At 64.8% G+C, this 24,581-nt stretch carries 28 protein-coding genes; 16 read left to right on the top strand and 12 right to left on the bottom strand.

All coding sequences use genetic code 11. From position 1 onward, the window contains the following. Positions 1-175 precede the first annotated feature (175 nt). The 6 genes from yajC to CV770_RS28870 are packed head-to-tail and all read left to right on the top strand — an operon-like array spanning position 176 to position 5,837. Positions 176-550: a preprotein translocase subunit YajC gene (yajC, locus tag CV770_RS28895; protein ID WP_014495068.1), complete on the top strand. Its 375-nt coding sequence runs from the start codon at positions 176-178 to the stop codon at positions 548-550. 47 nt (positions 551-597) lie between these two features. After that, a complete protein-coding gene (gene secD, locus CV770_RS28890; RefSeq protein ID WP_104464795.1) occupies positions 598-2,202 on the top strand; it encodes a protein translocase subunit SecD in 1,605 nt (534 codons plus the stop codon). Between the two features lie 10 nt (positions 2,203-2,212). After that, on the top strand, positions 2,213-3,232 hold the full coding sequence (gene secF / locus CV770_RS28885; RefSeq protein ID WP_091963258.1) for a protein translocase subunit SecF: 1,020 nt from the start codon (positions 2,213-2,215) through the stop codon (positions 3,230-3,232). 60 nt (positions 3,233-3,292) lie between these two features. Beyond that, positions 3,293-3,676, top strand: a complete 384-nt coding sequence (locus tag CV770_RS28880) for an Mth938-like domain-containing protein (protein WP_028144478.1) — start codon at positions 3,293-3,295, stop codon at positions 3,674-3,676. Between the two features lie 7 nt (positions 3,677-3,683). Then, complete coding sequence (locus CV770_RS28875; protein ID WP_104464794.1) at positions 3,684-4,547, top strand: phytoene/squalene synthase family protein; 864 nt, start codon at positions 3,684-3,686, stop codon at positions 4,545-4,547. Positions 4,548-4,592: 45 nt separating this feature from the next. Beyond that, entirely contained in the window at positions 4,593-5,837 is a 1,245-nt protein-coding gene (locus CV770_RS28870; RefSeq protein WP_104464793.1) for a threonine ammonia-lyase, read from the top strand. A 6-nt stretch (positions 5,838-5,843) separates the two neighbouring features. Here CV770_RS28870 and CV770_RS28865 read toward each other — a convergent pair whose 3' ends face one another. The 5 genes from CV770_RS28865 to CV770_RS28845 all read right to left on the bottom strand — a co-directional run bounded on the left by CV770_RS28865 (position 5,844) and on the right by CV770_RS28845 (position 10,561). After that, complete coding sequence (locus CV770_RS28865; RefSeq protein WP_104464792.1) at positions 5,844-7,022, bottom strand: aminotransferase class V-fold PLP-dependent enzyme; 1,179 nt, start codon at positions 7,020-7,022, stop codon at positions 5,844-5,846. A 78-nt stretch (positions 7,023-7,100) separates the two neighbouring features. After that, positions 7,101-7,658 (bottom strand): CAP domain-containing protein, encoded by a 558-nt coding sequence (locus CV770_RS28860; RefSeq protein WP_201760088.1) that lies wholly within the window; start codon positions 7,656-7,658, stop codon positions 7,101-7,103. 93 nt (positions 7,659-7,751) lie between these two features. Further along, positions 7,752-8,846, bottom strand: a complete 1,095-nt coding sequence (locus tag CV770_RS28855) for a serine/threonine protein kinase (RefSeq protein ID WP_201760087.1) — start codon at positions 8,844-8,846, stop codon at positions 7,752-7,754. A gap of 7 nt (positions 8,847-8,853) precedes the next feature. Beyond that, positions 8,854-10,281 carry a methylenetetrahydrofolate--tRNA-(uracil(54)-C(5))-methyltransferase (FADH(2)-oxidizing) TrmFO gene (gene trmFO / locus CV770_RS28850; RefSeq protein ID WP_091963280.1) on the bottom strand — a complete coding sequence of 476 codons (1,428 nt, stop codon included), beginning with the start codon at positions 10,279-10,281 and terminating at the stop codon, positions 8,854-8,856. A gap of 127 nt (positions 10,282-10,408) precedes the next feature. Further along, on the bottom strand, positions 10,409-10,561 hold the full coding sequence (locus CV770_RS28845) for a DUF1127 domain-containing protein (RefSeq protein ID WP_007590701.1): 153 nt from the start codon (positions 10,559-10,561) through the stop codon (positions 10,409-10,411). Between the two features lie 660 nt (positions 10,562-11,221). Here CV770_RS28845 and CV770_RS28840 point away from each other — a divergent pair. After that, complete coding sequence (locus CV770_RS28840; protein WP_104464789.1) at positions 11,222-11,485, top strand: hypothetical protein; 264 nt, start codon at positions 11,222-11,224, stop codon at positions 11,483-11,485. Positions 11,486-11,554: 69 nt separating this feature from the next. On the opposite strand, the gene CV770_RS28835 is transcribed toward CV770_RS28840, so the two are convergent. Both CV770_RS28835 and CV770_RS28830 read right to left on the bottom strand, forming a co-directional pair. Beyond that, entirely contained in the window at positions 11,555-12,379 is an 825-nt protein-coding gene (locus tag CV770_RS28835; RefSeq protein WP_091963287.1) for a lytic murein transglycosylase, read from the bottom strand. A 129-nt stretch (positions 12,380-12,508) separates the two neighbouring features. Further along, the gene (locus CV770_RS28830; protein WP_104464788.1) at positions 12,509-13,417 is read right to left on the bottom strand and encodes a DUF2189 domain-containing protein; all 909 of its coding nucleotides are present in this window, start codon (positions 13,415-13,417) and stop codon (positions 12,509-12,511) included. A 333-nt stretch (positions 13,418-13,750) separates the two neighbouring features. Between CV770_RS28830 and CV770_RS28825 the strand changes: the two genes are divergently transcribed. Continuing rightward, positions 13,751-14,146, top strand: a complete 396-nt coding sequence (locus CV770_RS28825; protein WP_165637606.1) for a DUF3597 domain-containing protein — start codon at positions 13,751-13,753, stop codon at positions 14,144-14,146. Between the two features lie 78 nt (positions 14,147-14,224). On the opposite strand, the gene CV770_RS28820 is transcribed toward CV770_RS28825, so the two are convergent. After that, positions 14,225-14,500: a GNAT family N-acetyltransferase gene (locus CV770_RS28820; protein WP_104464787.1), complete on the bottom strand. Its 276-nt coding sequence runs from the start codon at positions 14,498-14,500 to the stop codon at positions 14,225-14,227. A 317-nt stretch (positions 14,501-14,817) separates the two neighbouring features. Here CV770_RS28820 and CV770_RS28815 point away from each other — a divergent pair, with 317 nt between their 5' ends. Beyond that, positions 14,818-15,213: an SPW repeat protein gene (locus tag CV770_RS28815; protein WP_091963689.1), complete on the top strand. Its 396-nt coding sequence runs from the start codon at positions 14,818-14,820 to the stop codon at positions 15,211-15,213. 49 nt (positions 15,214-15,262) lie between these two features. Here the strand turns inward: CV770_RS28815 and CV770_RS28810 are convergent, their stop codons facing one another. Both CV770_RS28810 and CV770_RS28805 read right to left on the bottom strand, forming a co-directional pair. Further along, the gene (locus CV770_RS28810; protein ID WP_104464786.1) at positions 15,263-15,538 is read right to left on the bottom strand and encodes a GNAT family N-acetyltransferase; all 276 of its coding nucleotides are present in this window, start codon (positions 15,536-15,538) and stop codon (positions 15,263-15,265) included. An 87-nt stretch (positions 15,539-15,625) separates the two neighbouring features. Beyond that, on the bottom strand, positions 15,626-15,985 hold the full coding sequence (locus tag CV770_RS28805) for a hypothetical protein (RefSeq protein ID WP_104464785.1): 360 nt from the start codon (positions 15,983-15,985) through the stop codon (positions 15,626-15,628). Between the two features lie 94 nt (positions 15,986-16,079). Here CV770_RS28805 and CV770_RS28800 point away from each other — a divergent pair, with 94 nt between their 5' ends. From CV770_RS28800 to CV770_RS28770, 6 genes are all read left to right on the top strand, one after another. Beyond that, complete coding sequence (locus CV770_RS28800) at positions 16,080-16,577, top strand: hypothetical protein (protein ID WP_104464784.1); 498 nt, start codon at positions 16,080-16,082, stop codon at positions 16,575-16,577. 105 nt (positions 16,578-16,682) lie between these two features. Beyond that, complete coding sequence (locus tag CV770_RS28795; RefSeq protein WP_104464783.1) at positions 16,683-18,290, top strand: acyl-CoA synthetase; 1,608 nt, start codon at positions 16,683-16,685, stop codon at positions 18,288-18,290. 9 nt (positions 18,291-18,299) lie between these two features. Next, positions 18,300-19,160 carry a PCC domain-containing protein gene (locus tag CV770_RS28790; RefSeq protein ID WP_104464782.1) on the top strand — a complete coding sequence of 287 codons (861 nt, stop codon included), beginning with the start codon at positions 18,300-18,302 and terminating at the stop codon, positions 19,158-19,160. 105 nt (positions 19,161-19,265) lie between these two features. After that, the gene (locus CV770_RS28785; protein ID WP_091963312.1) at positions 19,266-20,033 is read left to right on the top strand and encodes an AAA family ATPase; all 768 of its coding nucleotides are present in this window, start codon (positions 19,266-19,268) and stop codon (positions 20,031-20,033) included. 1,086 nt (positions 20,034-21,119) lie between these two features. After that, positions 21,120-21,701 (top strand): SRPBCC family protein, encoded by a 582-nt coding sequence (locus tag CV770_RS28775; protein ID WP_091963315.1) that lies wholly within the window; start codon positions 21,120-21,122, stop codon positions 21,699-21,701. A 2-nt stretch (positions 21,702-21,703) separates the two neighbouring features. Next, positions 21,704-22,657: a YVTN family beta-propeller repeat protein gene (locus tag CV770_RS28770; RefSeq protein ID WP_104464781.1), complete on the top strand. Its 954-nt coding sequence runs from the start codon at positions 21,704-21,706 to the stop codon at positions 22,655-22,657. A 72-nt stretch (positions 22,658-22,729) separates the two neighbouring features. Here the strand turns inward: CV770_RS28770 and CV770_RS28765 are convergent, their stop codons facing one another. Beyond that, entirely contained in the window at positions 22,730-23,371 is a 642-nt protein-coding gene (locus CV770_RS28765) for an HAD family hydrolase (RefSeq protein WP_104464780.1), read from the bottom strand. 108 nt (positions 23,372-23,479) lie between these two features. Here CV770_RS28765 and CV770_RS28760 point away from each other — a divergent pair, with 108 nt between their 5' ends. Beyond that, a complete protein-coding gene (locus tag CV770_RS28760) occupies positions 23,480-23,992 on the top strand; it encodes a hypothetical protein (RefSeq protein ID WP_146101372.1) in 513 nt (170 codons plus the stop codon). 15 nt (positions 23,993-24,007) lie between these two features. On the opposite strand, the gene CV770_RS28755 is transcribed toward CV770_RS28760, so the two are convergent. Further along, positions 24,008-24,574, bottom strand: coding sequence for a DinB family protein (locus CV770_RS28755; RefSeq protein WP_104464778.1), 567 nt, complete (start codon positions 24,572-24,574; stop codon positions 24,008-24,010). Between the last annotated feature and the right edge of the window lie 7 nt (positions 24,575-24,581).

Here is a 24,581-nt window from a genome sequence, read left to right as displayed (position 1 = left end):
GTTCCTGAGAACGCAGCCTTATCGGGCCTGACGGCGCGCCGCAAGGTGGGTCAAAAGGGCAGTCTGGCAGCGTTGCAATTGGGGCAATGGCCGCTATAGTCCGCGCGAATTTGACCGAGCCGGTCGCCTTTGAGGGCCTGACCGGCTTTCCCCCGTTCTCACGAGGATCGTCCGAATGCTGATTACCCCTGCGTATGCCCAGGCCGCGGGCGCCGGCGACACCAACAGCATGTTGATGTCGCTGCTGCCGTTCGCCCTGATCTTCGTGATCATGTACTTCCTGATTCTGCGTCCGCAGCAGAAGAAGGTCCGTGACCACGCCGACCTCGTGAAGAATATCCGCCGCGGCGACACCGTCGTGACCTCGGGCGGCCTCGTCGGCAAGGTCACCAAGGTCGTCGACGACGACCAGATCGAGTTCGAGATTTCCGACGGCGTGCGCGTGCGGCAGATGCGCCAGATGATCTCGGGCGTGCGCGCCAAGGGCGAGCCGGCGAAGGAATCCAAGGATAGCAAGGAAGCCGCCAAGGACGACGCCGCCTCGAAGTGAGCGCGTCCGCGAGCATCTCAAGTCTCCTGATCTGACAGGTCCAGTCGATGTTGTATTTCACGCGGTGGAAGGCGCTCGGGATCATCCTGACAGCGCTGATCGTGTGCCTCTGCGCGGTCCCGAACTTCTTCCCCGAGTCGCAGGTCAAGACTTGGCCGGCCTGGGCGCAGCGCCGGCTCGTGCTCGGCCTCGACCTCCAGGGCGGCTCCTACCTGCTGCTCGAGGTCGATTCCAACTACGTGAAGAAGGAAAGGCTCGACCAGGTCCGCGACGACGTTCGACGCACGCTACGCGACGCCAAGATCGGCTTCACCGGCGGCGTGACCGTGCGCAACGACGCGGTCGAGGTTCGCATCACCAAGGAATCCGACGCTCAGGCTGCGCTCGCCAAGCTGCGCGAACTGTCTCAGCCGCTGGGCGGCCTGATGGGATCCAGCGGTCAGCGCGACCTCGAGGTGACCGATGCCGGCGGCGGGGTGATCCGCCTGAGCGTCCCGCAGGCCGCAATGCTCGATCGCCTGCGCAAGACCATCGAGCAGTCGATCCAGATCGTCGAACGCCGCGTCAACGAGCTCGGCACCGTCGAGCCCGTGATCCAGCGCCAGGGCAATGACCGCATCCTGGTGCAGGTCCCCGGCCTTCAGGACCCGACCCGCCTGAAGGAGCTGCTGGGCAAGACCGCGAAGATGGAATTCCGCATGGTCGACACCTCCGTGCCGCCGGATCAGGCGCAAGCGGGCAGGTTGCCGCCTGAATCCGAGCTCCTGATGAGCGCATCGCCGCCGCCGACGCCCTATGTGGTCAAGAAGCAGGTGCTGGTCGCCGGTGGCGATCTGACCGACGCCCAGGCGAGCTTCGACCAGCGCACGGGCGAGCCGGTCGTCAGCTTCAAGTTCAACACTTCCGGTGCGCGCAAATTCTCGCAGGCCACGCAGGAGAACGTGGGGCTGCCGTTCGCGATCGTTCTGGACAACAAGGTGATTTCGGCGCCCGTCATCCGCGAGCCCATCACCGGCGGCCAGGGCCAGATCTCCGGCAGCTTTACCGTGCAATCGGCCAACGATCTGGCGATCCTGCTGCGCGCCGGCGCGCTGCCGGCGCCGCTCACCGTGGTCGAGGAGCGCACCGTCGGTCCGGGCCTCGGCCAGGACTCGATCGAGAAGGGCGAGCTCGCGGCCTATGTCGGCTCGATCCTCGTCATCATCTTCATGCTGCTGACCTACAGGCTGTTCGGGGTGTTCGCGAACATCGCGGTGGCCATCAACGTCGCCATGATCTTCGGCCTGTTGTCGCTGCTCAACGCCACGCTGACGCTGCCCGGCATCGCCGGCATCGTGCTCACCGTCGGCATCGCCGTGGACTCCAACGTGCTGATTTACGAGCGCATCCGCGAGGAGTTGCGCGGCGGCCGCAACGCGATCTCGGCGATCGATGCCGGCTTCAAGCGGGCGCTCGCGACCATCCTCGATTCCAACATCACAACCTTCATTGCCGCCGCGGTGCTGTTCTACATCGGCACCGGCCCGGTGCGCGGCTTCGCCGTGACGCTCGGCATCGGCATCATCACCACGGTGTTCACCGCCTTCACGCTGACGCGGCTGATCGTCGCCTGGTGGGTGCGGTGGAAGCGGCCGCAGAGCGTGCCGATCTAGGAGCCTGATCGTGACTCACACCGTTCTCATCGGGCTCGGCGTCCTCATTGCCGTCCTCACCGTGGTTGCCGCGCTCGGCCTGCTGCCGTCGCTGCGTATCGTCCCTGACGAAACGCATTTCGATTTCACGCGCTTCCGCCGCATCAGCTTCCCGATCTCGGCGGCGCTGTCGATCGTCGCGATCACGTTGTTCTTCACTCATGGCCTGAATTTCGGCATCGACTTCCGCGGCGGCACGCTGCTGGAGGTCAGGGCGAAGTCGGGCGCCGCCGACATCGCCGCGATGCGCACGACGCTGGATGGATTGCGTCTCGGCGAAGTGCAGTTGCAGCAGTTCGGCGATGCCGCGAACGTCCTGATCCGCGTCGCAGAGCAGCCGGGCGGCGATGCCGCGCAGCAGGAGGCGGTGCAGAAGGTTCGTTCCGCGCTCGGCGATTCCGTCGAGTATCGCCGCGTCGAAGTGGTCGGCCCGCGCGTCTCCGGCGAGCTGCTGGCGTTCGGCATGCTCGGCCTGATGCTCGCGATCGTCTCGATCCTGATCTATCTCTGGTTCCGGTTCGAATGGCAGTTCGCGCTTGGCGCCATGATCGCCAACGTGCACGACATCGTGCTTACGATCGGCTTCATGTCGATCAGCCAGGTCGATTTCGACCTGACCAGCATCGCCGCGCTGCTGACCATTCTGGGCTATTCGCTCAACGACACCGTCGTCATCTACGACCGCATCCGTGAAATGCTGCGCCGCTACAAGAAGATGCCGATGCCGCAGTTGCTCAACGAGTCCATCAACTCGACGCTGTCGCGCTCGATCATCACCCACTTCACGGTGACGCTGGCGCTGCTGGCGCTGCTCCTGTTCGGCGGTCATGCCATCCACAGCTTCACCGCGGTGATGATGTTCGGCGTGGTGCTGGTCGGCACCTACACCTCGATCTTCATCGCGGCGCCGATCCTGATCTATCTCGGCGTCGGCGAGCATCGCGAGGATGCGCCCGATACGGCTACGCCGGCGAAGAAAAGCAAGGCATGATCCGAACCGCATGCCCTCGCAGGCGTTTGCGAGGGCAGTAAGCCCATTCGGACGAAGCTCATGGCCGGCGATCCCAACGCACCGCATTTCCCGCGCTCGGCGCCGATCGAGGCCTATGGCAAGGGCGGCTTTGCCTTTGCCGGCATGTCGCATCGGGGCTCGCTGCTGTGCCTGCCCGACGCGATCTGGGCCTGGGACGTGACGGATCCCCAGAAGATCGACCGCTATTCGCTGGACCGGGTCTTCACGGCCGCCAACAGCATCGACACGCTCCTGATCGGCACCGGAACCGGGGTCTGGCTGCCGCCGCCGGCGCTGCGCCAGGCGCTCAAGGCGGTGAGGGTGGTGCTGGACACGATGCAGACCGGTCCCGCCGTGCGCACCTACAACATCATGATCGGCGAACGGCGGCGCGTTGCCGCTGCGCTGATCGCGGTGCCATGAACAGCACATGAGCAGCGCCGCGCCGCCGCCCGATTCCGTCACTTTCTGCGCCGATCTCGTGCGCAGCCATGACTTTCCGCGCTATGCCGCGACGCTGTTCGCGCCCGCCGCCGAGCGCCGCGCGCTGCTGGCGCTCTATGCCTTCAATGTCGAGATCGTCCGCGTCCGCGATCAGGTGAGCCAGCCCTTGCCCGGCGAAATCCGCTTTCAATGGTGGACCGATCTGTTTTCCGGCCTGGTGCACGGCAGCGCCGAGGGCAATCCGGTGGCGGCGGAGCTGCTGCGCGCGATCCGGGACTTCGACCTGCCGGTCGAACCGCTGTCGCTGCTCGTCGACGAGCACCAATTCGACCTCTACAATGATCCGATGCCGACCATGGCGGCGCTGGAAGGCTATCTGGCCGCGACCTCATCGGCGCTGTTCGCTCTGGCGGCGCAGATTCTGGCGCCGCCCTCGGAAGCCACCGAGCATCTCGCCCGTCATGCCGGGCTGGCGCAGGGCATCGTCCAGGTCATTGCAAACCTGCCGCGCGATGCCGCCCACCGGCAATTGTTCCTGCCGCAGCAGCTGCTAGCGAGCCACGGTTGCAACGTGGACGATGTGTTCGCCGGCAAGGAGACGCCGAATTTGCGTGCCGTGCTGGAGCAGCTCGCGGGCGAAGCGAGGCAGCATCTGGCTACGGCGCTGTCGTTGCTGGCGGAGGTGCCGGCAGCGGCTCGGGCAGCATTTTTGCCGCTTGGACTTGTGCGGGCCGACCTCAAGCTGCTGTCGCAACCGGGGCGCAATCCGTTCAAGCCGCAGCAATCGTCCCGGCTGCGCACGCTGTGGGCGCTGTGGCGGGCTTCGCGGTCGCGTGAGTTTACCAAATAGCGGCCGGCTTATCGCCTGAGCCGGCCAAATGGCCTATGCTGTCCTATGGCTGACTTGTTCCCAATCTCGCCCTTTGATCTCAGCGGTCTGCCGGTCGCCCCAAGCGACATTGCTGCCGCAGCCGAGACGATCAGGGGCGCCGTCGTCGAGACGCCCTGCAGCTACAGCCGCACGCTGAGCAGCATCTGCGGCTGCGAGATCTGGCTCAAATTCGAGAACCTTCAGTTCACCTCCTCGTTCAAGGAGCGGGGCGCGCTCAACCGCCTCACCGCGCTGACGCCGGAGGAGCGCGCGCGGGGCGTGATCGCGATGTCGGCCGGAAACCACGCGCAGGGCGTGGCCTATCACGCCAAACGGCTCGGCATCCCCGCCACCATCGTCATGCCGGTCGGCACGCCCATGGTGAAGGTCGAGAACACCAGGCATCATGGCGCTGAAGTGGTCGTCACGGGCGCGACGCTGGAGGAGGCGGCCGCGTTCGCGCGCAGCCACGGCGAAGCCAAAAGCATGATCTTTGTCCACCCCTACGACGATCCGTTGGTGATCGCGGGGCAGGGCACGGTCGGGCTGGAGATGATGAGGGCCGTGCCGGAGCTCGACACGCTGGTCGTGCCGATCGGCGGCGGCGGCCTGATCAGCGGTATCGGCATCGCGGCGAAATCGATCAAGCCGTCGCTGCGAATCCTCGGCGTCGAGGCCTGGCTCTATCCCTCGATGTACAACGCTATCCATGACGGCAATCTGCCGGCGCGGGGCGACACGCTGGCCGAAGGCATCGCGGTGAAATCGCCCGGCAAGATCACCACCGAAATCGTCCGCCGCCTCGTCGACGACATCGCGCTCGTGAACGAGGCCGAGCTCGAGCGAGCGGTCGCAACCCTGATCTCGATCGAGAAGACAGTCGTCGAGGGCGCCGGCGCCGCCGGCCTTGCCGCGCTGATGTCCGATCCGACCCGCTTTGCCGGCCAGAAGGTCGGCCTCGTCCTGAGCGGCGGCAATATCGACACGCGACTGATCGCATCCGTCCTCACCCGCGAGCTGGCGCGCGAGGGGCGGTTGACCCAGCTCTCGCTCGACATTCCTGACAGACCCGGGCAATTGGCCGCCGTCGCGGCCCTCCTGGCCGAAGCCGGCGCCAACATCATCGAGGTCTCGCACCAGCGGACCTTCTCCGACCTGCCGGCCAAGGCCACGCTCCTGCAACTCGTCATCGAGACCCGCGACAGCGCCCATCTCGACGAGGTGATGGCGAAGCTCAGTGCATCTGGACTGAGCGCGCGCTGCACCTGAGCGGCTCTATCGCCGCGCCAGTCCCGCGATATGTTCGATCAGCCGGTCGACCTCGGCTTCTATGTTGTAGTAATGCGGCGAGGCCCGCACGACATTCGGCAACGAACGCATTTCGGCATCGATGCGGGTGCTCGCTGGATCTGAGGCGCCGATTGTGATGCCGGCCTCGGCGGCGCTGCGGACGATATCCTCGGCGTCGTGCCCTTCCACCGTGAAGCTGACGATCGCGCCCGGCGTGCGTCCGAGGTCGCGAATGGTAACGGCGCGAACGCCGGCAAGGCCGCTGCGAAGCCGGCCCGCAAGCAGGCGGCAGCGCTGTTCGATCGGGCCGATGCCGATTTGCAGGGCGTAGTCGACGGCGGCGCCGAGCCCGAGCCGGGCTGCGTAGTTGTTCTCCCAGGTCTCGAAACGGCGGGCATCGTCCCGCAGTTCATAAGTGTCTCGTGAGACCCAAGGCGCCGCGAAATGATCGATCATCGGCGGCTCGAGCCGTTGCAGCATCGCGCGGCGAACGTAGAGAAATCCGGTACCGCGCGGGCCGCGCAGGAATTTGCGACCCGTGGCCGACAGCATGTCGCAGCCGATGGCTTCGACGTCGACGGCCATCTGGCCGACCGCTTGGCAAGCGTCGAGCAGATAGGGAATATTGTGCGCCCGTGCGATCTTGCCGATCGCCGCTGCCGGATTGACCAGCCCGCCATTGGTCGGAACCCAGGTAATCGCGATCAGCTTCACCCGCTCGTCGATCATGCGGTCGAGCGCTTCGACATCGAGCTCGCCACTGGCATCGCTCGGCACCACGTCGATGGTCGCGCCTGTACGCTTGGCGACCTGAAGAAAGGCGACATAGTTCGCCGCGTATTCCGCCTCGGCAGTCAGGATCCGGTCGCCCTTGCGAAACGGAAGCGCGTAGAACGCCATCTGCCAGGCGACCGTCGCGTTCTCCACGAGCGCGATCTCGTCGGGCGCGGCATTCAGCAGACGCGCCGCCGCGCCGTAGACCGCTTCGAGCCGGTCCGCCTCGCGATCGGCAGCAGCATAGCCTCCGATCTCGCTCTCCAGATCGATGTGTTGCTTCATCGCCGCGACAACCGGCGCCGGCATCAGCGCTGCGCCCGCGTTGTGGAGATAGGCGAGCCGGCTAGTGGCTGGCGTCTCGGAACGAATTTGGTCGAGGTCGATCACTCACGCCCTCCGCTTCTTGCGATCTCGTGCATGAATTAGGCGCGTTGCCTGGCGCGAGCAAGATGGCTTTGGCTCGCCTCAGATACAGAGGCCGAGCAGCTTGACGTGGCAGTTGCTCGATTTGGGCTTGCTCGCAGGCGCCGCCTCTCGTTTCACGGCAACGAGGGGCTCCTTGTCCTTGTTCTTCTTGCCCTTGCCCTTCGGCTCGTAGTCGCCCGCGATCACCATGGCCCAGTAGGTGCGCTTGCCGTTGGCATTTTTGGCGTTGGCGATGCCGACGCGGGAGGCGTTGTGCAGCAACAGGTTTTTGCGGTGCCCGGACGAGTCGATCCACTGTCCCAGGGTCTTCTCGAAATTGTCGTAGCCGTAGGCGATGTTCTCGGCGGCGCGCCCCGCGCCGGCGGGCGCGACACGGCGATTGAAGGGGCCTAGCGCGTCGTGACTGAGGTCATCTTTCGCCGCCATCGCGCGGGCCTGGTCCATGGCGATGCGGTCGAGGGTGGAATCGCGGACGACGCGAACTTCACCGTGCTTGAGGCGGAAGCTGGAGATCAGCTCGGCCGGGGTCTCGGCCATTGCGGGCGCGGCCGCCAGCAGCAGAAGGCCGGCAATCAGGCCGCCAACCACGCGATGCATCATCGTCCCCCGAGTGCCCATGACCCCGCCGAGCCTAACTTGTCCGACCGCTTCTCTATCGCCAATGTGGACGCTTCAAGGCGAGACCGCCCGTCAGCTCGCTGGTAGGTCCGCCTCGAAATTGAAGCGGTCGCGCAGGTTCTTCCGCTGTTCCAGGATGTCCTTGAAGAAGGCGCGGTCCTGGTCGTTCTTCATCATCGGCTCGATCAGGTCGAGCTGGTTCATGGCAACCAGTTGCAGGATCTCTGTGCGCGGCTTGCCGCTGGCATCGCGCGGCAGCGCGTGCACCACCTGGATGTGCTCCGGCGGTTTCGGCCCCTTGGCGGCCGAAAGCTCGTTCCGCAACTGGCCTTCGAGCGTGACCTGGTCGGCTTCGACGAAGGCATAGAGCCCGACGCCGGAGCGGCGGTCCGCGAAAGCCACGATGGCGGTGTCGCGCACGGCTGGATTTTTGCGGATCAGCTCGGTCAGCACCGGCGCGTCGTTCACGAGCCTGCGGCCGCCGCCCTCGCGATCGGTGAAGTTGAACAGGCCGCGTGTGATGGCACGATAGACCTTCTTGCCGGTGACAAGCCACAGGCTGGCGGCGAATGACTTCTTCGCAAGGATCTTTCGCTCGCGCGGCGTCAGCGCCTCAGGTGCGTAGGAGCGCTTGTGCTTGAGCAGATGCCGGAGGTCTTCATAGGCGAGGATGCGATAGAGCCGGCCGCGCCGTGCAAAGCAGGCGGCGAGTTGGAAGTCGGTGACATAGGCGAGGCCGTCGCGGCCGACCAGCCAGTTCTGTTCCTTGGCAAGATCGTTGTGGCAGATGCCGGCGCGGCGCAGCCGGCGCAGGGCCGCCTTGGCCGAGCGGAAATAGGCGAGGTCGCCATGCGGCTTTGCCAGATGCAAAGCGACGCCGTCGACGAAGCCGCGCACCAGCGCACGGCGTCCGGCCCACAGCAGCTCCGGACCAACGTTGAGGCCTTTGGCGAGCGCCAGAGCGTGCTTCTCGCGGGCGAACAGATGGCGCGCCAGGAGAAACGACCACCACGGCACCTCGTCGAGCCGTCGCAGCACGGCATCGACCTCGCCGCTCTGGCCGTGGAAGCGCCCGCGCTCGACGGTCGAGAACACGTCGCGCTTGAGCAGCACGCCCTCGGTCCAGCGCGCCGAGAGCGTCGCGGCGTCGTCTTTGGGGAGGCTCATCTTGAACTCACGCGGCTGCGGCAATGCGCAAATGATCGGCGATCCAGCGATCGAGATCGGCGAGTGCCAGTGCGCTCATCGCCTGCTTCTTGGCCACCGTCTTCTCGTTGCCGCGCAGGCGTGTGCCGTCGGGCTTCTTCGTCGGCGCGGTCGCAAGCGGTGGGAATAGACCGAAATTGATGTTCATCGGCTGGAACGAGCGTGTGCCGGGCTCGATGGTCTCGATATGGCCGCCGGTGATGTGGCCGAGCAGCGATCCGAGCGCGGTCGTGCCAGGCGGGCTGACAAGCGTCTCGCCGCGCGCGTCCGCCGCTGCATAGAGACCGGCGATCAGGCCAACGCTGGCCGATTCCACATAGCCCTCGCAACCCGTCATCTGGCCGGCGAAGCGCAGCCTCGGCTGCGCGCGCAGGCGCAGCTGGCCGTCGAGCAGTTTTGGCGAGTTGAGGAAGGTGTTGCGATGCAGGCCGCCGAGGCGGGCGAATTCGGCCTTCTCCAGCCCGGGAATGGTGCGGAAGATGCGCTGCTGCTCGCCATACTTCAGTTTCGTCTGGAAGCCGACGATGTTGTAGAGCGTGCCGAGCTTGTTGTCCTGGCGCAGCTGCACGATCGCGTAGGCTTTGGTCGTGGGATCGTGCGGGTTGGTGAGGCCGACCGGCTTCATCGGACCGTGGCGCAAGGTCTCGGGGCCGCGCTCCGCCATCACCTCGATCGGCAGGCAGCCGTCGAAATAGGGCGTGTTGGTCTCCCACTCCTTGAACTCGGTCTTCTCGCCGGCGATGAGCGCGGCGACGAAGCCGTCGTACTGCTCCTTGGTCATCGGGCAGTTGATGTAGTCCGCGCCGGTGCCGCCGGGGCCGACCTTGTCATAGCGTGACTGAAACCAGGCCACCGACATGTCGATGGATTCGCGGTGCACGATCGGCGCGATCGCGTCGAAGAAGGCGAGCGCGTTCTCGTCGGTCAGCTCGCGGATGGCATCGGCGAGCGCTGCCGAGGTGAGGGGGCCGGTTGCAACGATGACGTTGCTCCAATCGGCCGGCGGCAAGCCTGCAACCTCGCCACGGGCGATCTGGATCAGGGGATGGTCGTTCAGCGCTTTGGTGACGGCCGCGGAGAAGCCGTCGCGGTCGACGGCGAGAGCGCCGCCGGCAGGCACCTGGTTGGCGTCGGCTGCACGCATGACCAGCGAATCGAGCCGGCGCATTTCGGCATGCAGCAGGCCGACGGCGTTGTTGGCGGCGTCGTCCGAGCGGAACGAATTGGAGCAGACGAGCTCTGCGAGCCCGTCGGTGCGGTGCGCTTCGGTCATGCGGGTCGGCCGCATCTCGTGCAGCACCACGGGCACGCCGGCTTTGGCCACCTGCCAGGCGGCTTCAGAGCCGGCAAGGCCGGCGCCGATCACGTGCACGATGTTGGATTGAGGTCCTGTCATGGGGCGGACAGGTAGCGCTTTTCGGCGGGGAGTGGAATCGCCGAGATTGAGTTTTCTGCGGCTAGATACGACAACGCCCGCACGAGGCGGGCGCTATCGGTCCGTTCCGGTGAAGGGCTGAACGATATCAGCCCTGGTACTGACCGGCGGCAACGCGCGGGATGTCCGAGCGATCGAGGCCGATATCGGCCAGTTCGCGATCGCTGAGCTGGGACAGCTCGGCAACATTGCGCTGATAGTCCCGGAAGGCCTGGATCATGCGGATGAGCGAGAGCAGCATTGGTAGTCTCCTGTAGTTCGATTCAGCCCTTGCCCGGGCTGCATCGTTGAAATGAATATAGGTGAGAGTGGTGCAGTGCGAAAGTTCCGATGTTGCGATGCAGCTAAGCGACTAGCGCATACCGTGAGTAAGGGACGCTTAACCTCTCGCCAGTCCCGCCCAAGGCTTGGGCTGTATGGGCCGAATCCAGCAATAAGCTCCCGTGAAATCATGGATTTAAGGGAAGTCGGCTTGATATCGATCATAGCCGAAATAGGTTGCGTGCCCGTCGCCGGCAAGTCGGTCGGCAGCTTCTATACCCAAGTCCGGCATGCGTGATTCGCATGAGAAGGATCTCGCCGATTTGAATTTAAGTTCACTTCTTGTCAGCCCCGAAATGGTCCTAGAGGCTTAGCCGGAGCAGATTTGGCGACGGGAATGCAGCGGAACCGCCCATTCGCACCCACATAGCGCAGCGCACACACGCCGAGCGTGTGGCGATGATTACCGGGATGTAATGAAAATCAGAAATTTCGCATGCGGCTCTGCGTGGCGCGCAACATCACGCAATTCTCGCGGGGAATTTATTGCGGCAAGTTGCCGCGTCCGGGGGAAAGTCATGTCGCAGAATCCGGCAATGTCGCTGGTCCTGCTTCAAGAACAAGAGAAGGAAGTAACATCATGACGAAGTTACTCGGGGTTATCGCAATTGCCGCCGTCGCGTTCGCCGTCGCGCCGGCCCAGGCCGCCAAGCACGCAGCGGGCGGTTGTAGCTCGGCCAACCTGGAGAAGACGGAGACCGCGATCGAGAGCATGGCCGACGGTGACAGCAAGTTCGTCGCGCAGAAGGAGATCGCGGCTGCCCAGGATTCGCTACTCAACGGCAAGATGGGCGCGTGCGGCGCGCATCTGAACAAGGCGATGCACGCCACCATGGGCAAGTAAACGGGTAGGTAGACGCACCAGAGAGGGCCGGTCGCCGGGCGATCGGCCCTACGCGTTTGGGCGACCCACTTAAGGGGCGCGCGCCAGCTGGGTGGCGAAATAGGCGACGGTCTTGGAATAAACCTCGCTCTTGTTCCACTGCTGCAGCACTGCGAAATTCGGACTGCCCGGCTGCCAATCCTTGCCCTTCTGCCAGCCATAGCCGGCAAGATAATTGGCGGTGGAGGCGAGCACGTCGGGCGCGTTGTGCAGGAGGTCGCGCTTGCCGTTGCCGTCGAAATCGACGGCGTATTTCATCCAGGACGACGGCATGAACTGGGTCTGGCCGAGCTCGCCGGCCCAGGCGCCCTTCATCTCGGCTGGCGCGAGATCGCCGCGCTGGACGATGCGCAGCGCGTCGAGTAGCTCGGCGCGGAACTGCTCCGCGCGCCGGCAGTCATAGGCCAGTGATGCGAGCGACCGGATCGTGGCGAACTTGCCGGTGTTGACGCCGAAATCGGTCTCCAGGCCCCAGATCGCGACCAGGACCTCACCGGGAACGCCATAGGTCTGCTCGATCCGCGACAGCACCGAGCCGTACTGCTTCATCCTGTTGGACCCTCGCTCCAGGCGCGGCGGCACCATGCGGCCGGAAAATTCCTCGAAGGTCTGGGCGAAGACCTTTTGCGAGCGGTCGCGGTTGAGCACGCTCTGATCCAGCGTCACCCCGGCGAGACCCGATGCAATGGCCTGTTGTGAGATGCCCTTGGCCGCAGCGTCGGTCTTGAAGTCCGCAAGCCAGGCATCGAAATTACCCGAGCCGCAGGCAACCGCGGCGAACGCTGGCTGGGCGGACAGGATTGACGCGGAGAGGGCGAAGGCTGCGAGAGCGAGACGAGAAATCGTCGAGGTCATTCGAGGTAATGAATTCCGTGAAGCGATCTGGCCGGCCGGCGCAATCTCGGTCTGAACCGCGGCCAAAGCAAGGCGTGCGACAGGCCACGATCCTGCCCGAACCAGGGCAGGATCGATGTCACGATACCGTCAGGCGTCCGTCCTGTTACGCCAGGGGAAGAGGTTGGCCGGGAAGTCGGCAGCCGGCTTGCGCGGACGATGCGGCGGGGGCGGCACCGGACGTGCACCGGGCTCCGAGACGATCACCTTGCGGTAAAGATGCCAGGTGGCATGGCCGAGCAGGGGGATCACCACGGCGAGGCCGACGAAGGCTGGAATGGTGCCGAGCGCGAGCAGCACCGCCACGATCAGGCCCCAGGCCGCCATCGGCACCGGGTTCCTCGCGACCACGCGCAGCGAGGTGCTCATCGCCTCGAACGCGCCGGTATGGCGATCCAGCATCAAGGGGAACGACACGGCGCTGATGCAGAGCGCGGCGAGCGCGAACAGGAAACCGACGCCGCAGCCGACCACGATCAGCCACCAGCCCTGCTGCGTCGTCAGCACGCGCGTCATGAAGTCCGAGATTCCGGTGACGCCCTCATAGCCGAACGCCGCAACATAGATCGCCTGCGCGGTCGCAACCCAGGTTACGAACAGCGCGAGCAGCAATGTGCCGAGGCCGAGCATCGCCCCGAACGAAGGCGAGCGCAGCACCTCCATCGCATCCCACGCGCTGGCTTCCTCATAGCGTTCGCGCCGGCTGGAGAGCTCGTAAAGACCGAGTGCCGCGAAGGGGCCGATCAGGGCGAAGCCGGCGGCGAGTGGAAACAGCAGCGGCAGCACCGAATAGCCCATCACCACGCGGGCGAGCACGAGGCCGAGCACCGGGTAAATCACGCAGAGGAGGATGGCGTGGCTCGGCACGGCCTTGAAATCTTCCCAGCCGCGCCTGAGCGCATCGTGCAGATCGGACAGCTGGATGGTTCGGATCACCGGTCCAGCCGCATCAGTGGGCTGGGCCATCGTGGGGACATTGCCCTGGTAGAGTGTGGCCATGGTCGCTAGCTCCCTTGCCGAGCGGCCGAATTCGGCGCCGGCAAACGGCGCGAGCGGCCGCCATTCTCTTAAGTCCCGCGATCCCGACCAGAGAATTCCGGATGGCGTCGCGAACTGAACTGCAACCGTACGCCCATTTCCGAGTCCTGTCCCTCACGCTTGGGTGAAATTCGATGCCGCATCGCAACCTCGACGATGTCATTCGGCCGTCATTTCGCCGCAGATAAGCTGATGCTGTGTGGTGGTTCGCAGAACTTCGCGGGCGCTACGTAGTAACTTGGTCTATAAGTGCCACTCAAGGCCCTTCCAACGGATCCTTTTCGGGGAGCAGACATGAGCATTTTCGGGAAAATCATGAGCGCGATCTTCGGCGGCCAGCCGGCTTCCGCCGCGCCCGCCGGTGGCGCAGCGCCGGGCAGTGCGCCCGCAGGGGCCGCGCCGGGAGCGCCGGCTTCCGCGCCGATGGCCGCGGTCGATGTGGCGGCGATCGTCGACAAGGCGGTGGCCGCGCACAAGGGCGAGAAGCTGGAATGGCGTACCTCGATCGTCGACCTGATGAAGGCGCTCGACATCGATTCCAGCCTCGCTGCGCGCAAGGATCTCGCCAAGGAGCTCGGCTACAGCGGCGACATGAATGACTCCGCCAGCATGAACGTCTGGCTGCACAAGCAGGTGATGTCCAAGCTCGCCGCCAATGGCGGCAAGCTGCCGCCTGAGATCAAGCACTGACCGCAAGCCCTGACCGCAAGCACTGACCGAATGCCGGTCGTGCCGCAGGGGCCCGCGATCTCGCGGGCCCTTTTGCTTTCAGGCGACCAGATCCGCATCCTCCGGATGCCTGTCGAGATAGTCGACCACGAAGCCGCAGCCGGCGATCACCTTGCGGCCGTCGCGCCGGATCAAATCGAGCGCGCCCTTGATCAGTTCGGAGGCGATGCCGCGGCCGCGCAGCGCGCGGGGCGTCTCGGTGTGGGTGATGATGACCGCCGTCGGGGTCAGCCGGTAATTGGCGAAAGCGACCTCGCTGCCGACATCGAGTTCGAAGCGGCTCCTGTCCTTGTTGTCCCGTACCGATGTCACCATGCAAGATCCTTCCGACGTGCGTCTGACGCGTTGATCTAGGAGCCCGTCCCCGTCCCTGGCAAGGCGCGGCCAGGGGAGCCTGCCGCACGGCAGATATCTGCAAACGCGCGTGCCTGTAGCTGCACTGCAGTATGAGACGTCATCGCTGGCGAACACCACGCCAGCTCCAATAATTACCGGCGCCACTCTTGCAAGTTCCACGGCGGCTCCCACGTCCTCTTAAGGACATACGCCCGAATGCGGCCGGCAGGGTCGCTAGACATTCGGAGTGTCATGATTGCCAGCCGCAGACGTATGCCTCTTTGTAGGAGGTTACGATGTCGGACTTTGGTTTCTTGAATACTCATCGAACATGGGAAGACTGGTGCGGGATGCTGCTTGGCGCGCTCATCGTGGCTTCGCCGTGGTTTCCCATCCAGGATCCGGCGATTGCCGGGCACCCGACGGCGATCCTGAATACGGTCGCAATCGGCCTGATCGTATTTGGCATCAGCCAGCTCGAATATGTCGCCTTGCAGCGCTGGCAAGAGGTGACGACGATCCTCGTCGGACTGTGGCTCATCGCCTCGCCTTACGCCCTCGGCTATTCCGCTGACGGCTTTCTCCGCATCTACCACACGAGCCTCGGCGCGGCGGTGGTGCTGCTGGGCATACTTCAGCTGTGGCAGGACTGGGATCTGAATGATCAGGACATGCTCAAGCACGGACGATAGGCCGTGGATGTCGGCAGGCCCGCTGGCTACGGGCGGCGGGCCTGTGCTCTCACCTCGCCACGAGATCTGCATAGGCCGGATGCTTTTCGATCCATGCCTTCACGAACGGGCATTGCGGGATCAGTTTCAATCCGGCCGCGCGGACCTGGTCGAGCGCGCCTTGCACCAGTTTTGAGCCGACGCCCTTGCCGCCGAGCTCCTTCGGCACGTCGGTGTGCTCGAAGGTGATCACGTTGCCATCGAGCTTGTAATGCTCGGTCGCAAGATGGCCTTCCACCGCGAGTTCGTAGCGGCAATGGTCCTTGTTGTTGATGACGTTGCTCATGTTGTCGACCCTCTAACTGCCAGCCTCGCGCACCAAGTCATAACGCACGGTCGCGCCGGCCGGTTTCCGATGTTGAGGTCGTTCGGTTCAATCAGCCGCTTTGGCGAGCCTGGAATCTTCGGGCTGCTGCGGCGGGCGCAGGCACCCCTGGCAGATGACCAGGGAGCGATTGACCCTGGCATCCTGCTCGGCGTCGCTGCCGTCCTGCGCCTGCCACCATTCCTTCGAGCGGGGCTGAAGCCCGGCTTGCGAGCCGTTCTGCTCGGATCGGGCCGCGGTCCGCGCTGGCTGTGCGGCTGCCCGCGGCCGATTGGGATCCTCGCCGGCGCCATCCCAGGCATAACGTGCAGGCTTGAACGCGGGATCGGAGGCAAGATGCGCCTGTGGCGCCACGGCACATCCGGCGAGCGCCAGCGACAACAGGAGGAAGGCGGGCGCTTTGACCATGATGCGGCACTCTGTACGCGAGAACTGAGCGAGGGTGCGCCGATCATGTTTAAAATTCCCTGAACGGTTGCGGCCGCGCCGGCGACAAACGCGCATGCGCTATTTGATGCTTCTGCTCGCTCTGTTCGTCTCCGCCGCGCGCGCGGAGGATGCAAAGCCGTTCGATCCCTCCGACTATCCGCCCGGCGTGCAGAAGGCACTGCGCTACGCCAATGAGGAATGCACCAGCCAGGACGGTGGCGAGGTGACCTTTGCGCCTGATACGGTGCGCAAGATCGACCTGACCTGTGACGGCCGCGACGACTACATCGTCGATTTCCAGGACACCAAATGCGGCGATCGCGAGACGACCTATTGCGGAACTGGCGGCTGCGTCATCAACATCCTGGTGACGCTGCCGGACGGCAACGTTCGCCCGGTGTTTGACGGCTATGTCCTCCGCTATAAGATCATGGCCCCGCCGATGAAGCGCGGCGCTGCGCGCACCGTCCGCTTCGATCTTCATGGCAGCTTCTGCGGCGGCTTTGGTCCGCAGACCTGCGTCAAGCAGAAGGCGATCACGGCGACGCCGTTTGCGTTCAAGCAGCCGTAGGGGAGCCGTGCATCCGGCGGCCTTGCAGGGGCGCGGGCGATGGCGATAAATGGGCTGCAATGAGCCGGCGGCCAGCGCGCCGTCCGCCCTCGAAGAGGAAACCCCATGCAGCCCCTGCGCATGTCGCGCCGCGTCATGAATCTCGCTTACATGCTGACCCAGAATGCCCGGCGGCATGGCGCGCGTCCCGGTTTCGTCTGGGGGGACAAATCCTGGAGCTGGCGCGAGATCGACGCGCAGGTCTCGGCGTTGGCCGCAGCGCTCGCCGCGCGTGGCATTGCCATGGGCGACCGTATCCTGGTCCATTCCAAGAATGGCGACGAGATGTACTTCTCGATGTTCGCCGCGTTCCGGCTCGGCGCGGTCTGGGTGCCCACCAATTTCCGCCTGATGCCGGATGAGGTCACCTATCTCGCAGAGGCCTCCGGGGCCAAGGCGTTTCTGTGCCATGTCGATTTTCCCGAGCATGCGGCGGCCGTGAAAGGCGGCGCGCTCGAGTTCACCTGGAGCGTCGACGGCAAGGGCGCGTTCGGCGAGCGCTCGGTTGCTGAGGCCATGGCCTCGCAGGCCGGCGCCAATGTCGCGAACGTCGCTGTCGAACACGACGATCCCTGCTGGTTCTTCTTCACCTCGGGCACCACCGGCCGCTCCAAGGCCGCGGTGCTGACCCACGGCCAGATGGGCTTTGTGATCACCAACCATCTGGCCGATCTGACGCCCGGCGTCACCGAGAACGACGCCTCGCTGGTGGTGGCGCCGCTGTCGCATGGCGCCGGCGTGCATCAACTGGTGCAGACCGCGCGCGGCGTCTGCACTGTCTTGTTGCCGACCGAGAAATTCGACATCAACGAGGCGTTCCGCCTGATCGAGACCCATCGGGTCGCCAATCTCTTCACGGTGCCGACGATCCTGAAGATGATGGTCGAGCACCCCGCCGTCGACAAATACGATCATTCCTCGCTGCGTCACGTGATCTATGCGGGGGCACCGATGTATCGCGAGGATCAGAAGACCGCGCTGAAGAAGCTCGGCAAGGTCATCGTGCAGTATTTTGGCCTCGGCGAGGTCACCGGCAACATCACCGTGCTGCCGGCAGCGCTGCACGATCCCGAGGACGGCCCGCACGCCAAGATCGGCACCTGCGGCTTCGAGCGCACCGGCATGCAGGTCTCGATCCAGGACGACGAGGGCCGCGAGCTCGAGGCCAACCAGAGCGGCGAGATCTGCGTGATCGGGCCGGCGGTGCTCGCAGGCTATTACGACAATCCCGAAGCCAATGCGAAGGCGTTCCGCAACGGCTGGTTCCGCACCGGCGACCTCGGCCACATGGACGAGGAGGGGTTCGTCTACATCACGGGCCGCGCCTCCGACATGTACATCTCCGGCGGCTCCAACATCTATCCGCGCGAGATCGAGGAGAAGATCTTGACGCATCCCGCGGTCGGCGAGGTCGCCGTGCTCGGCGTACCCGATGCGACCTGGGGCGAGGTCGGCGTCGCCGTCTGCGTGGCGCGTGCCGGCGAGAAGGCGGTGAGCGAAGCCGAAATGGCGGCGTTCCTCTCGCCGAAGGTGCCGCGCTACAAGATGCCGAAGCGGTTCTTCTTCTGGGAGGCGCTGCCGAAATCCGGCTATGGCAAGGTGCCGAAGCGCATGGTGCGTGATGAGCTCGAGGCGCGCGGGCTGCTCGATCTCGACAAGACGAAGGCAGGCTGAGCGCAGGTGATGCGGAGTATCAAGCAGCCGGGCGCGCCCATCGCGGAACGCATTCAATGGGTGGAGGCGAGGGGGCGCGCCTTCTCGTTTACGCTTCCGGCAGGTCTGCCGCTGCTGGAAGCCGCGCGGCGCGGCTTTGCGGCCGAAGGTTTCACCAGCGGCGTGCTGAACTTCAGGCAGGGCGCGCTCGGGCCTTTCGCCTATGTCATGCCGGCGCTGTCGAAGACCGGCGAGAACGCGGCGTTCTACAGCGACACGTACCGGCCCGGCGGCGTGACGCGCACGAGGGTCGGCTCCATGACGCTCGGCACGCGCGACGGGGCGCCGTTCTTTCACTGCCACGGGCTGTGGACGGAGGCAGGCGGCAAGTCGAGCGGTGGCCACATGCTGCCGGACGAGACTGTTGTCGCCGAGCCGTTCGAGGTCGAAGCCTTCGGCCTCGATGGCGCGATGTTCACCGCCGAGCCCGATCCCGAGACCAATTTCAAGCTGTTCGGGCCGGTGGCGGCCGCGCGCAGCGGCGCACGCGCCATGAGCCGCGCCTTCGCGCTGCGGCTGCGCCCCAATCATGATTTTGCTGGCTCCCTTGAAGAATTCTGCCGCGCGCACGGCATCGGGCGCGCGAAGATCCATGGCGGCGTCGGCTCGACCATCGGCGCGCGCTTCAGCCATGGCGGCGTGACCGAGCCGTTTGCGACCGAGCTTGCGGTAACGACCGGGCTGATCGTGCCCGATGCCGCCGGCGCGCTGGAAGCGGCGCTCGACGTCGCCCTGATCGATTACACCGGCGGCATCGCCGAGGGGCGCTTGGTCCGCGGCGACAACCCCGTGTTGATGACGATGGAGCTGGTGCTGGAGGCGCTGGACTAGCCGCGACCGGGGCCGCGCCGGGAGCTCCCGCCACTTGCGTAGCACTATTGTTCCCGTTACGTTCCGACCTAGAATGCCGGTGGCGGAACGGACGGAGATGCGGCTATGAGCCGGCGAGGTCATCGCACGATCAACCTGCCGGCGCCGTATCTGAAGCGGGTCTGGCTCGACCCGTCGAAAGTTCACGATCGCAAGGCATATCCGTTTTGCCTGCCCATCTTCCCGGATGATTTCGAGCTCAGTTTCGACGCCGCCATCACGATTATCGTTGGAGAGAACGGCACCGGGAAGTCGACGATCCTCGAGGGCATCGCATCGCTCGCCGGCTACGACGATGCCGGGGGCGGCAAGGGGTATATGCCGGTCGACCATTCCGAGGCGCGCGAGAAGATGGGCGGCCAACTCGGCAAGGCGCTTCGCGCGAGCTGGCTGCCGAAGATCAGCAATGGCTGGTTCTTTCGTGCCGAGAGCTTTTTCTCGGTCGCGCGATATCTGGACAAGGCCGCGCGTGATGCCGGCCAGGTCGGTCCCGATTTCCTGTCGCACTCCCACGGCGAAGGCTTCCTGCGCTTTTTCGAGGAGCGCTGTCAGCGCCAGGGCATCTTCATCTTCGACGAGCCGGAATCGGCACTTTCGCCGGCGCGCCAGATCGAGTTTTTGAAGCTGCTGCGACGCATGGAGGATTCCCGGATCTGCCAGGTGATCATGGCGACCCACTCGCCGATGCTGATGGCTTACCCGAATGCGCGGCTGCTGCGGCTCGGGAAATACGGGCTGGAGCCGGTGACGGTCGAGGCGACGGATCACTACCAGCTGATGCGCGAGTTTTGTTCGGATCCGCACGGGTTCGTCGAGGCGACGCTGGGGGAATGATCGAAGACGCGACCGCCGCTCTCTCTCTCTCCTTCGTCATTGCGAGCGCAGCGAAGCAATCCAGAGTGCTTCTGCGGAAAGATTCTGGATTGCTTCGCTGCGCTCGCAATGACGGTGTGTGGAGCTGCTGCATCCTCCACTCTCGTGTTCCGGACAAGCTGCAACGCGCATAGCGCGTCGAAGACGCGCGTAAACGCGCTTATGGCGTTGCGGCGCAGAGCCGGGACCCAGAAGCCGCGCATGTCGCTGCGAAATGGGCCCCGGCTCTGCAGCGCACCACGCCGCGAAGACGCGGCGCGCTGTGCTGCGTCCGGGCCACCAGCGTCGAATTCGTTTCGCAAGCCGATCCAGATCACACGCACACCTTTTCCTTCTCGCGGCATGATCTGCCCGAGCTTTTGCTTCACTTGCCGCCCTCGAGAACGCCGAGGGCGCAGGGAAGGCCGGGTGCCGGCTGGCACCCGCGGTCCACTGTGCGAAAGCGTGTGCTTTAAAAAAGCTGGACAGCGGCATATAGGTGAAGCCAAACATCCGGCCTTCCCTGCGCAGTGGCTTTACGGCTTATGTCGTGCTCTCCCCGGGGAGCGATGCACTATTGCCCCCGTCGCCTTGCGGATGGCTGATGCGCGCGCCCGGTCGGGCCGCAACATCACCGCAACACTTGGCGCACAGACCCCGGGCGCCAGGACCACACGATTTTGCCGTACGCAGGCTGCACCGGTCGTGTGCGCGTTAGTCCTTGCTCACGGTGTGACCCGCCCTGCAACCACCTTCGCGCCGACGCCGCCTGCGTCCACCACGTCCCATCCCGCGTGTCGTGACGATCGCGATGCGCCCCTCGGCCGGGTTGGGATAATCGTCTATACGATAATCCGAAATTCTGATAAAGAGAAATATTTCGATTCGGCGGCGTTGACCCTTCTATGGGTGTTTTGCCCGCCAGGAAGCGCAACAGCTTGTGGGGCGTACCAAGCTCCGCCGCAACGGCGCCACGAACCGGTCTCCCCTCGGCCCCAAAATACGCTAGGATGGCCGCAGCGCGCATTCCAAGTCGCGCACGATCAACTGGACGTATGAGGAAACGAGATGAGGGTGACGATTGGACGGCGCACGGCCATGGCTGCGGCGCTGGCTGTGGTTGGGGCGGCAGGCTTGACGGCGACCTTGGGTCCGGTTTTTTCACCGGCGGCTTGGGCGCATGGGCCGACCCGGCAGAAGGTGCGGGAATCCATCGAGATCAACGCGCCGCAGGACAAGGTCTGGGCCGCGATCCGCAACTTCCAGGACATGGGCTGGCTTCCGCCTGTCACCAAGACCACCGGCGAGAAGGGCAACGAGATCGGCGCAACGCGCCAGCTGACGCTGACGGGCGGGGCGACTGTCGATGAGGAGCTCTACAAATACGAACCCGACATGATGAGCTATTCGTACCGGATTACCAAGGTCGACGTGAAGGTGCTGCCGGTGACCAATTATTCCTCGACGTTGACGGTGTCGCCGGCTTCCGACGGCAAGTCCAAGCTGGAATGGACCGGGGCGTTCTACCGCGGCTTTCCCAACAACGATCCGCCGCCGGAGCTGAGCGACGAGGCCTCGGTGAAGGCCGTGAGCGGGCTCTACAAGACCGGCCTCGAAGCCCTGAAGAAGAAGATCGAGAGCGGTAGCTGATCGTGCGGATGCTGGTTCTGGCGGCGCTCGCCGCCAGTCTTTGTCATGCCTGCCTCGGCAGCGCCGCTGCCGAGGAGGCGTTCGTCACCAACCAGCTCAGCGACGATCTGATGGTCGTGGATCTCGCCACTTCGCGCGGCGTCGCGATCATCCCGATCGGCGGCAAGCCGGCGGGCGTTGCCGTCAGCGCCGACGGGCGGTTTGCCTATGTGACGAGCCCCGATGCCAAGGCGGTGACGGTGGTGGACGCGGCCGCGCGGCAGGTGACGGGGCGGATCGAGGTCGGCGGCGGACCGCTCGGCATTGCGGTGGCGCCCGATGGCAAGACCGTCTATGTCGCGGACTGGTACGCGGCGGCGGTGCGGGTGATCGATGCGACCTCGCGCAGCGTCACGGCCAGCATTGCGGTCGGCGCCTCGCCGTCGGGCCTTGCGGTGACGCCTGACGGCAAGCTGCTGCTCTCGGCCGACCGCGACGACGACAGCGTCTCGGTCGTGGACACGACGACGCGTCAGCGCAAGGCGACGATCAAGGTCGGCCCCCGACCATTCGGCGTCACCATCGATGCCGACGGCAAGCGCGCCTACACCGCCAATGTCGGCTCCGACGACGTCTCCGTGATCGATATTGCAGAAGCGCGCGAGATCGGCCGTGTGCCGGTCGGGATGCGCCCCTACGCGGTGGCGCTGACGCTAGGCCGCGGCTTCGTCACCGACCAATATGGCGGCACCGTCAGCGTGTTCGATCTGGCGAGTTTGAAGCCGATCAAGCGCATCAATGTCGGCGACTATCCCGAAGGCATCGCGGCGACCGCCGACGGCAAGCGCGTCATCGTGGCGTGCTGGGAGAGCAACACGCTAAGCATCATCGACGCGACTGATCTTAAGGTGATCGGCGAGATCAAGACCGGCGACGGTCCGCGCGCGTTCGGCGCGTTCCTGCGCAGGACGGAGTAGGGTGTGTAGGGCGGATTAGCGAAGCGTAATCCGCCATCTTGCATCGACGATCGATCGGCGGATTACGCTTCGCTAATCCGCCCTACGATGGCGGCACACCGCGTCCGCAATCTCGTCCATCCGCTCAAACACATGATCCGGCCCCAGCGCCCGCAGCGCTGCCGGTGCCGCATAGCCCCAGCACACCGCGCCGCAGGCAATCCCGACGCTGCGTGCCGCCTCGATGTCGCGCACCTCGTCGCCGATCGCGATGACCTGGCCGGGCTCGACGCCGGCGCGCCGGATGACGCGGCGGAATTTCGCGGGCTTGCCGAACAGCGAGGCCGAGCAGTCGAAATGCGAGAACAGCGCGGCGGCCCCGCCAAGCTTCTCGCGCGCATTGGCCTCGCTGTCGGACGTCACCAGCGCGAGCTGCACGCCGTTGTCCGCCAGCGTCCGCAGCATCGCCTCGACGCCCGCAAACAGCGATATCTCGCTAGCTGCCTCTCCCTTCAGCCGCCGCGCATGCCGCGCGATTGCCGGTAGCTTCCAAAGCGGCACCTCGAGCCGGGAGAGGATCTCCCGCGTCGAGGCATGCCGCAGCTCCTCGACGTCCTCATCCCGCACGCGGCGAAAGCCGAAGCGGTCGGCGATGTCGTTGACGGTGCGCAGGAACCACGGAAAGCTGTCGGCCAGCGTACCGTCGAGATCGAAGATGGCGAGGGCGTAGGGCATTCGTTATGAGAACGTTAAGCGAAGGCGCGAGAAACGCAACGTCCTTCGCTCGTCTATCCGACCCGATTTGCTATATCTTGGGCCGCCTTGTCGAAAGGGTCGGTGCAAATGGATAATGCTGCACAAGAAGGTCAGCGGCGTGCAGAATGGCATATTCTGATTGGTGTAATTGCGTCAATCGGCATTGCCGGAGTCGGCTGGACGATTGCTAAGGTGATCACCGCCCCGTCAACCGAAGAGGCAATGCGACTATCGCTCGCGGAAATAAATGTGCCGGAGCTCAGCACCGCATACACGCTGCACCCTGACAGCTGTGCGATTACCAAGACGATCTGGAAATGGAGCGTCGCGTGCGAAGACGTGCCGATCTATTTCTACCGCGATTCAAGACAGTGCGATCCCGGCCCACCAAGGACGTGCCGCACAGTGCCATCCGACCATCAGGTGTGCGTGTCATACTACTGGGAGATTGACCTCTCCGGAACGCCGTCGAACCCGATCGGCGATAAGGGACGCTACGCATCGATTGGGGACCGATGCAGGACTACTCGTTCCTTTGCGTCCGAACGCGAGGAGATGGCCAAGCGCGCCATCGCGCCCAACCTCGTTGAGGTTCGGTAGCGTAGCAAGACACGACTATGTCGACTTCCACACTGTCTCCTCGGTCCAGCCAAGCGCAGCGAACTCGGCGGCCCGGAGCGGGGCTTCTCCCTCGGCAAAGAACTCGTCGAGCTGAGGCGGGGCGACGGCCGTCTCGGACAGCATGGCGTGCGCCTGTCCGCGATGATGGATCTGATGCTGGAAGAGATGCATGAGGAGCCGGTCGCGGCGCTCGGTTTGCACCTGCGTGTCGCGATTGATCTTCACGATGTCATCGAGTCGTGCGGGCGTCAGCGTATCGCAGATGGCGATCAGCCGCTTGTCGATCGCAGCTTGAGCGGGCTTCAGCGCGGCAAGGGAAGGGTACGGCACGTCGTTCTTCCAGGCCGCCGGTCCGAGCCAGCCACCCTCCAGTGCATCGATATAGAAGAGATCGATGACATAGATATGGTTCAGGGTGCGCTGCAGGCTCGGAAAGAAGCCGGTGCGGTGGGCTTCGAATTCAGCCTGGGACAGCGCGTCGCAAGCCGAGAGCAGCCGATGGTTGGCCCAGGCATTGTTGTGGGCGAAGGCGCGGTAGGTCTGCACAAGGCCTGCGGACATGTCGGTC

The sequence above is a fragment of the Bradyrhizobium sp. AC87j1 genome (assembly GCF_002936975.1).
Classification (GTDB): Bacteria; Pseudomonadota; Alphaproteobacteria; order Rhizobiales; family Xanthobacteraceae; genus Bradyrhizobium; species Bradyrhizobium shewense.
The sequence above is the reverse complement of the archived record's forward strand: the minus strand, read 5'-3'. Positions and strand labels throughout refer to the sequence as shown.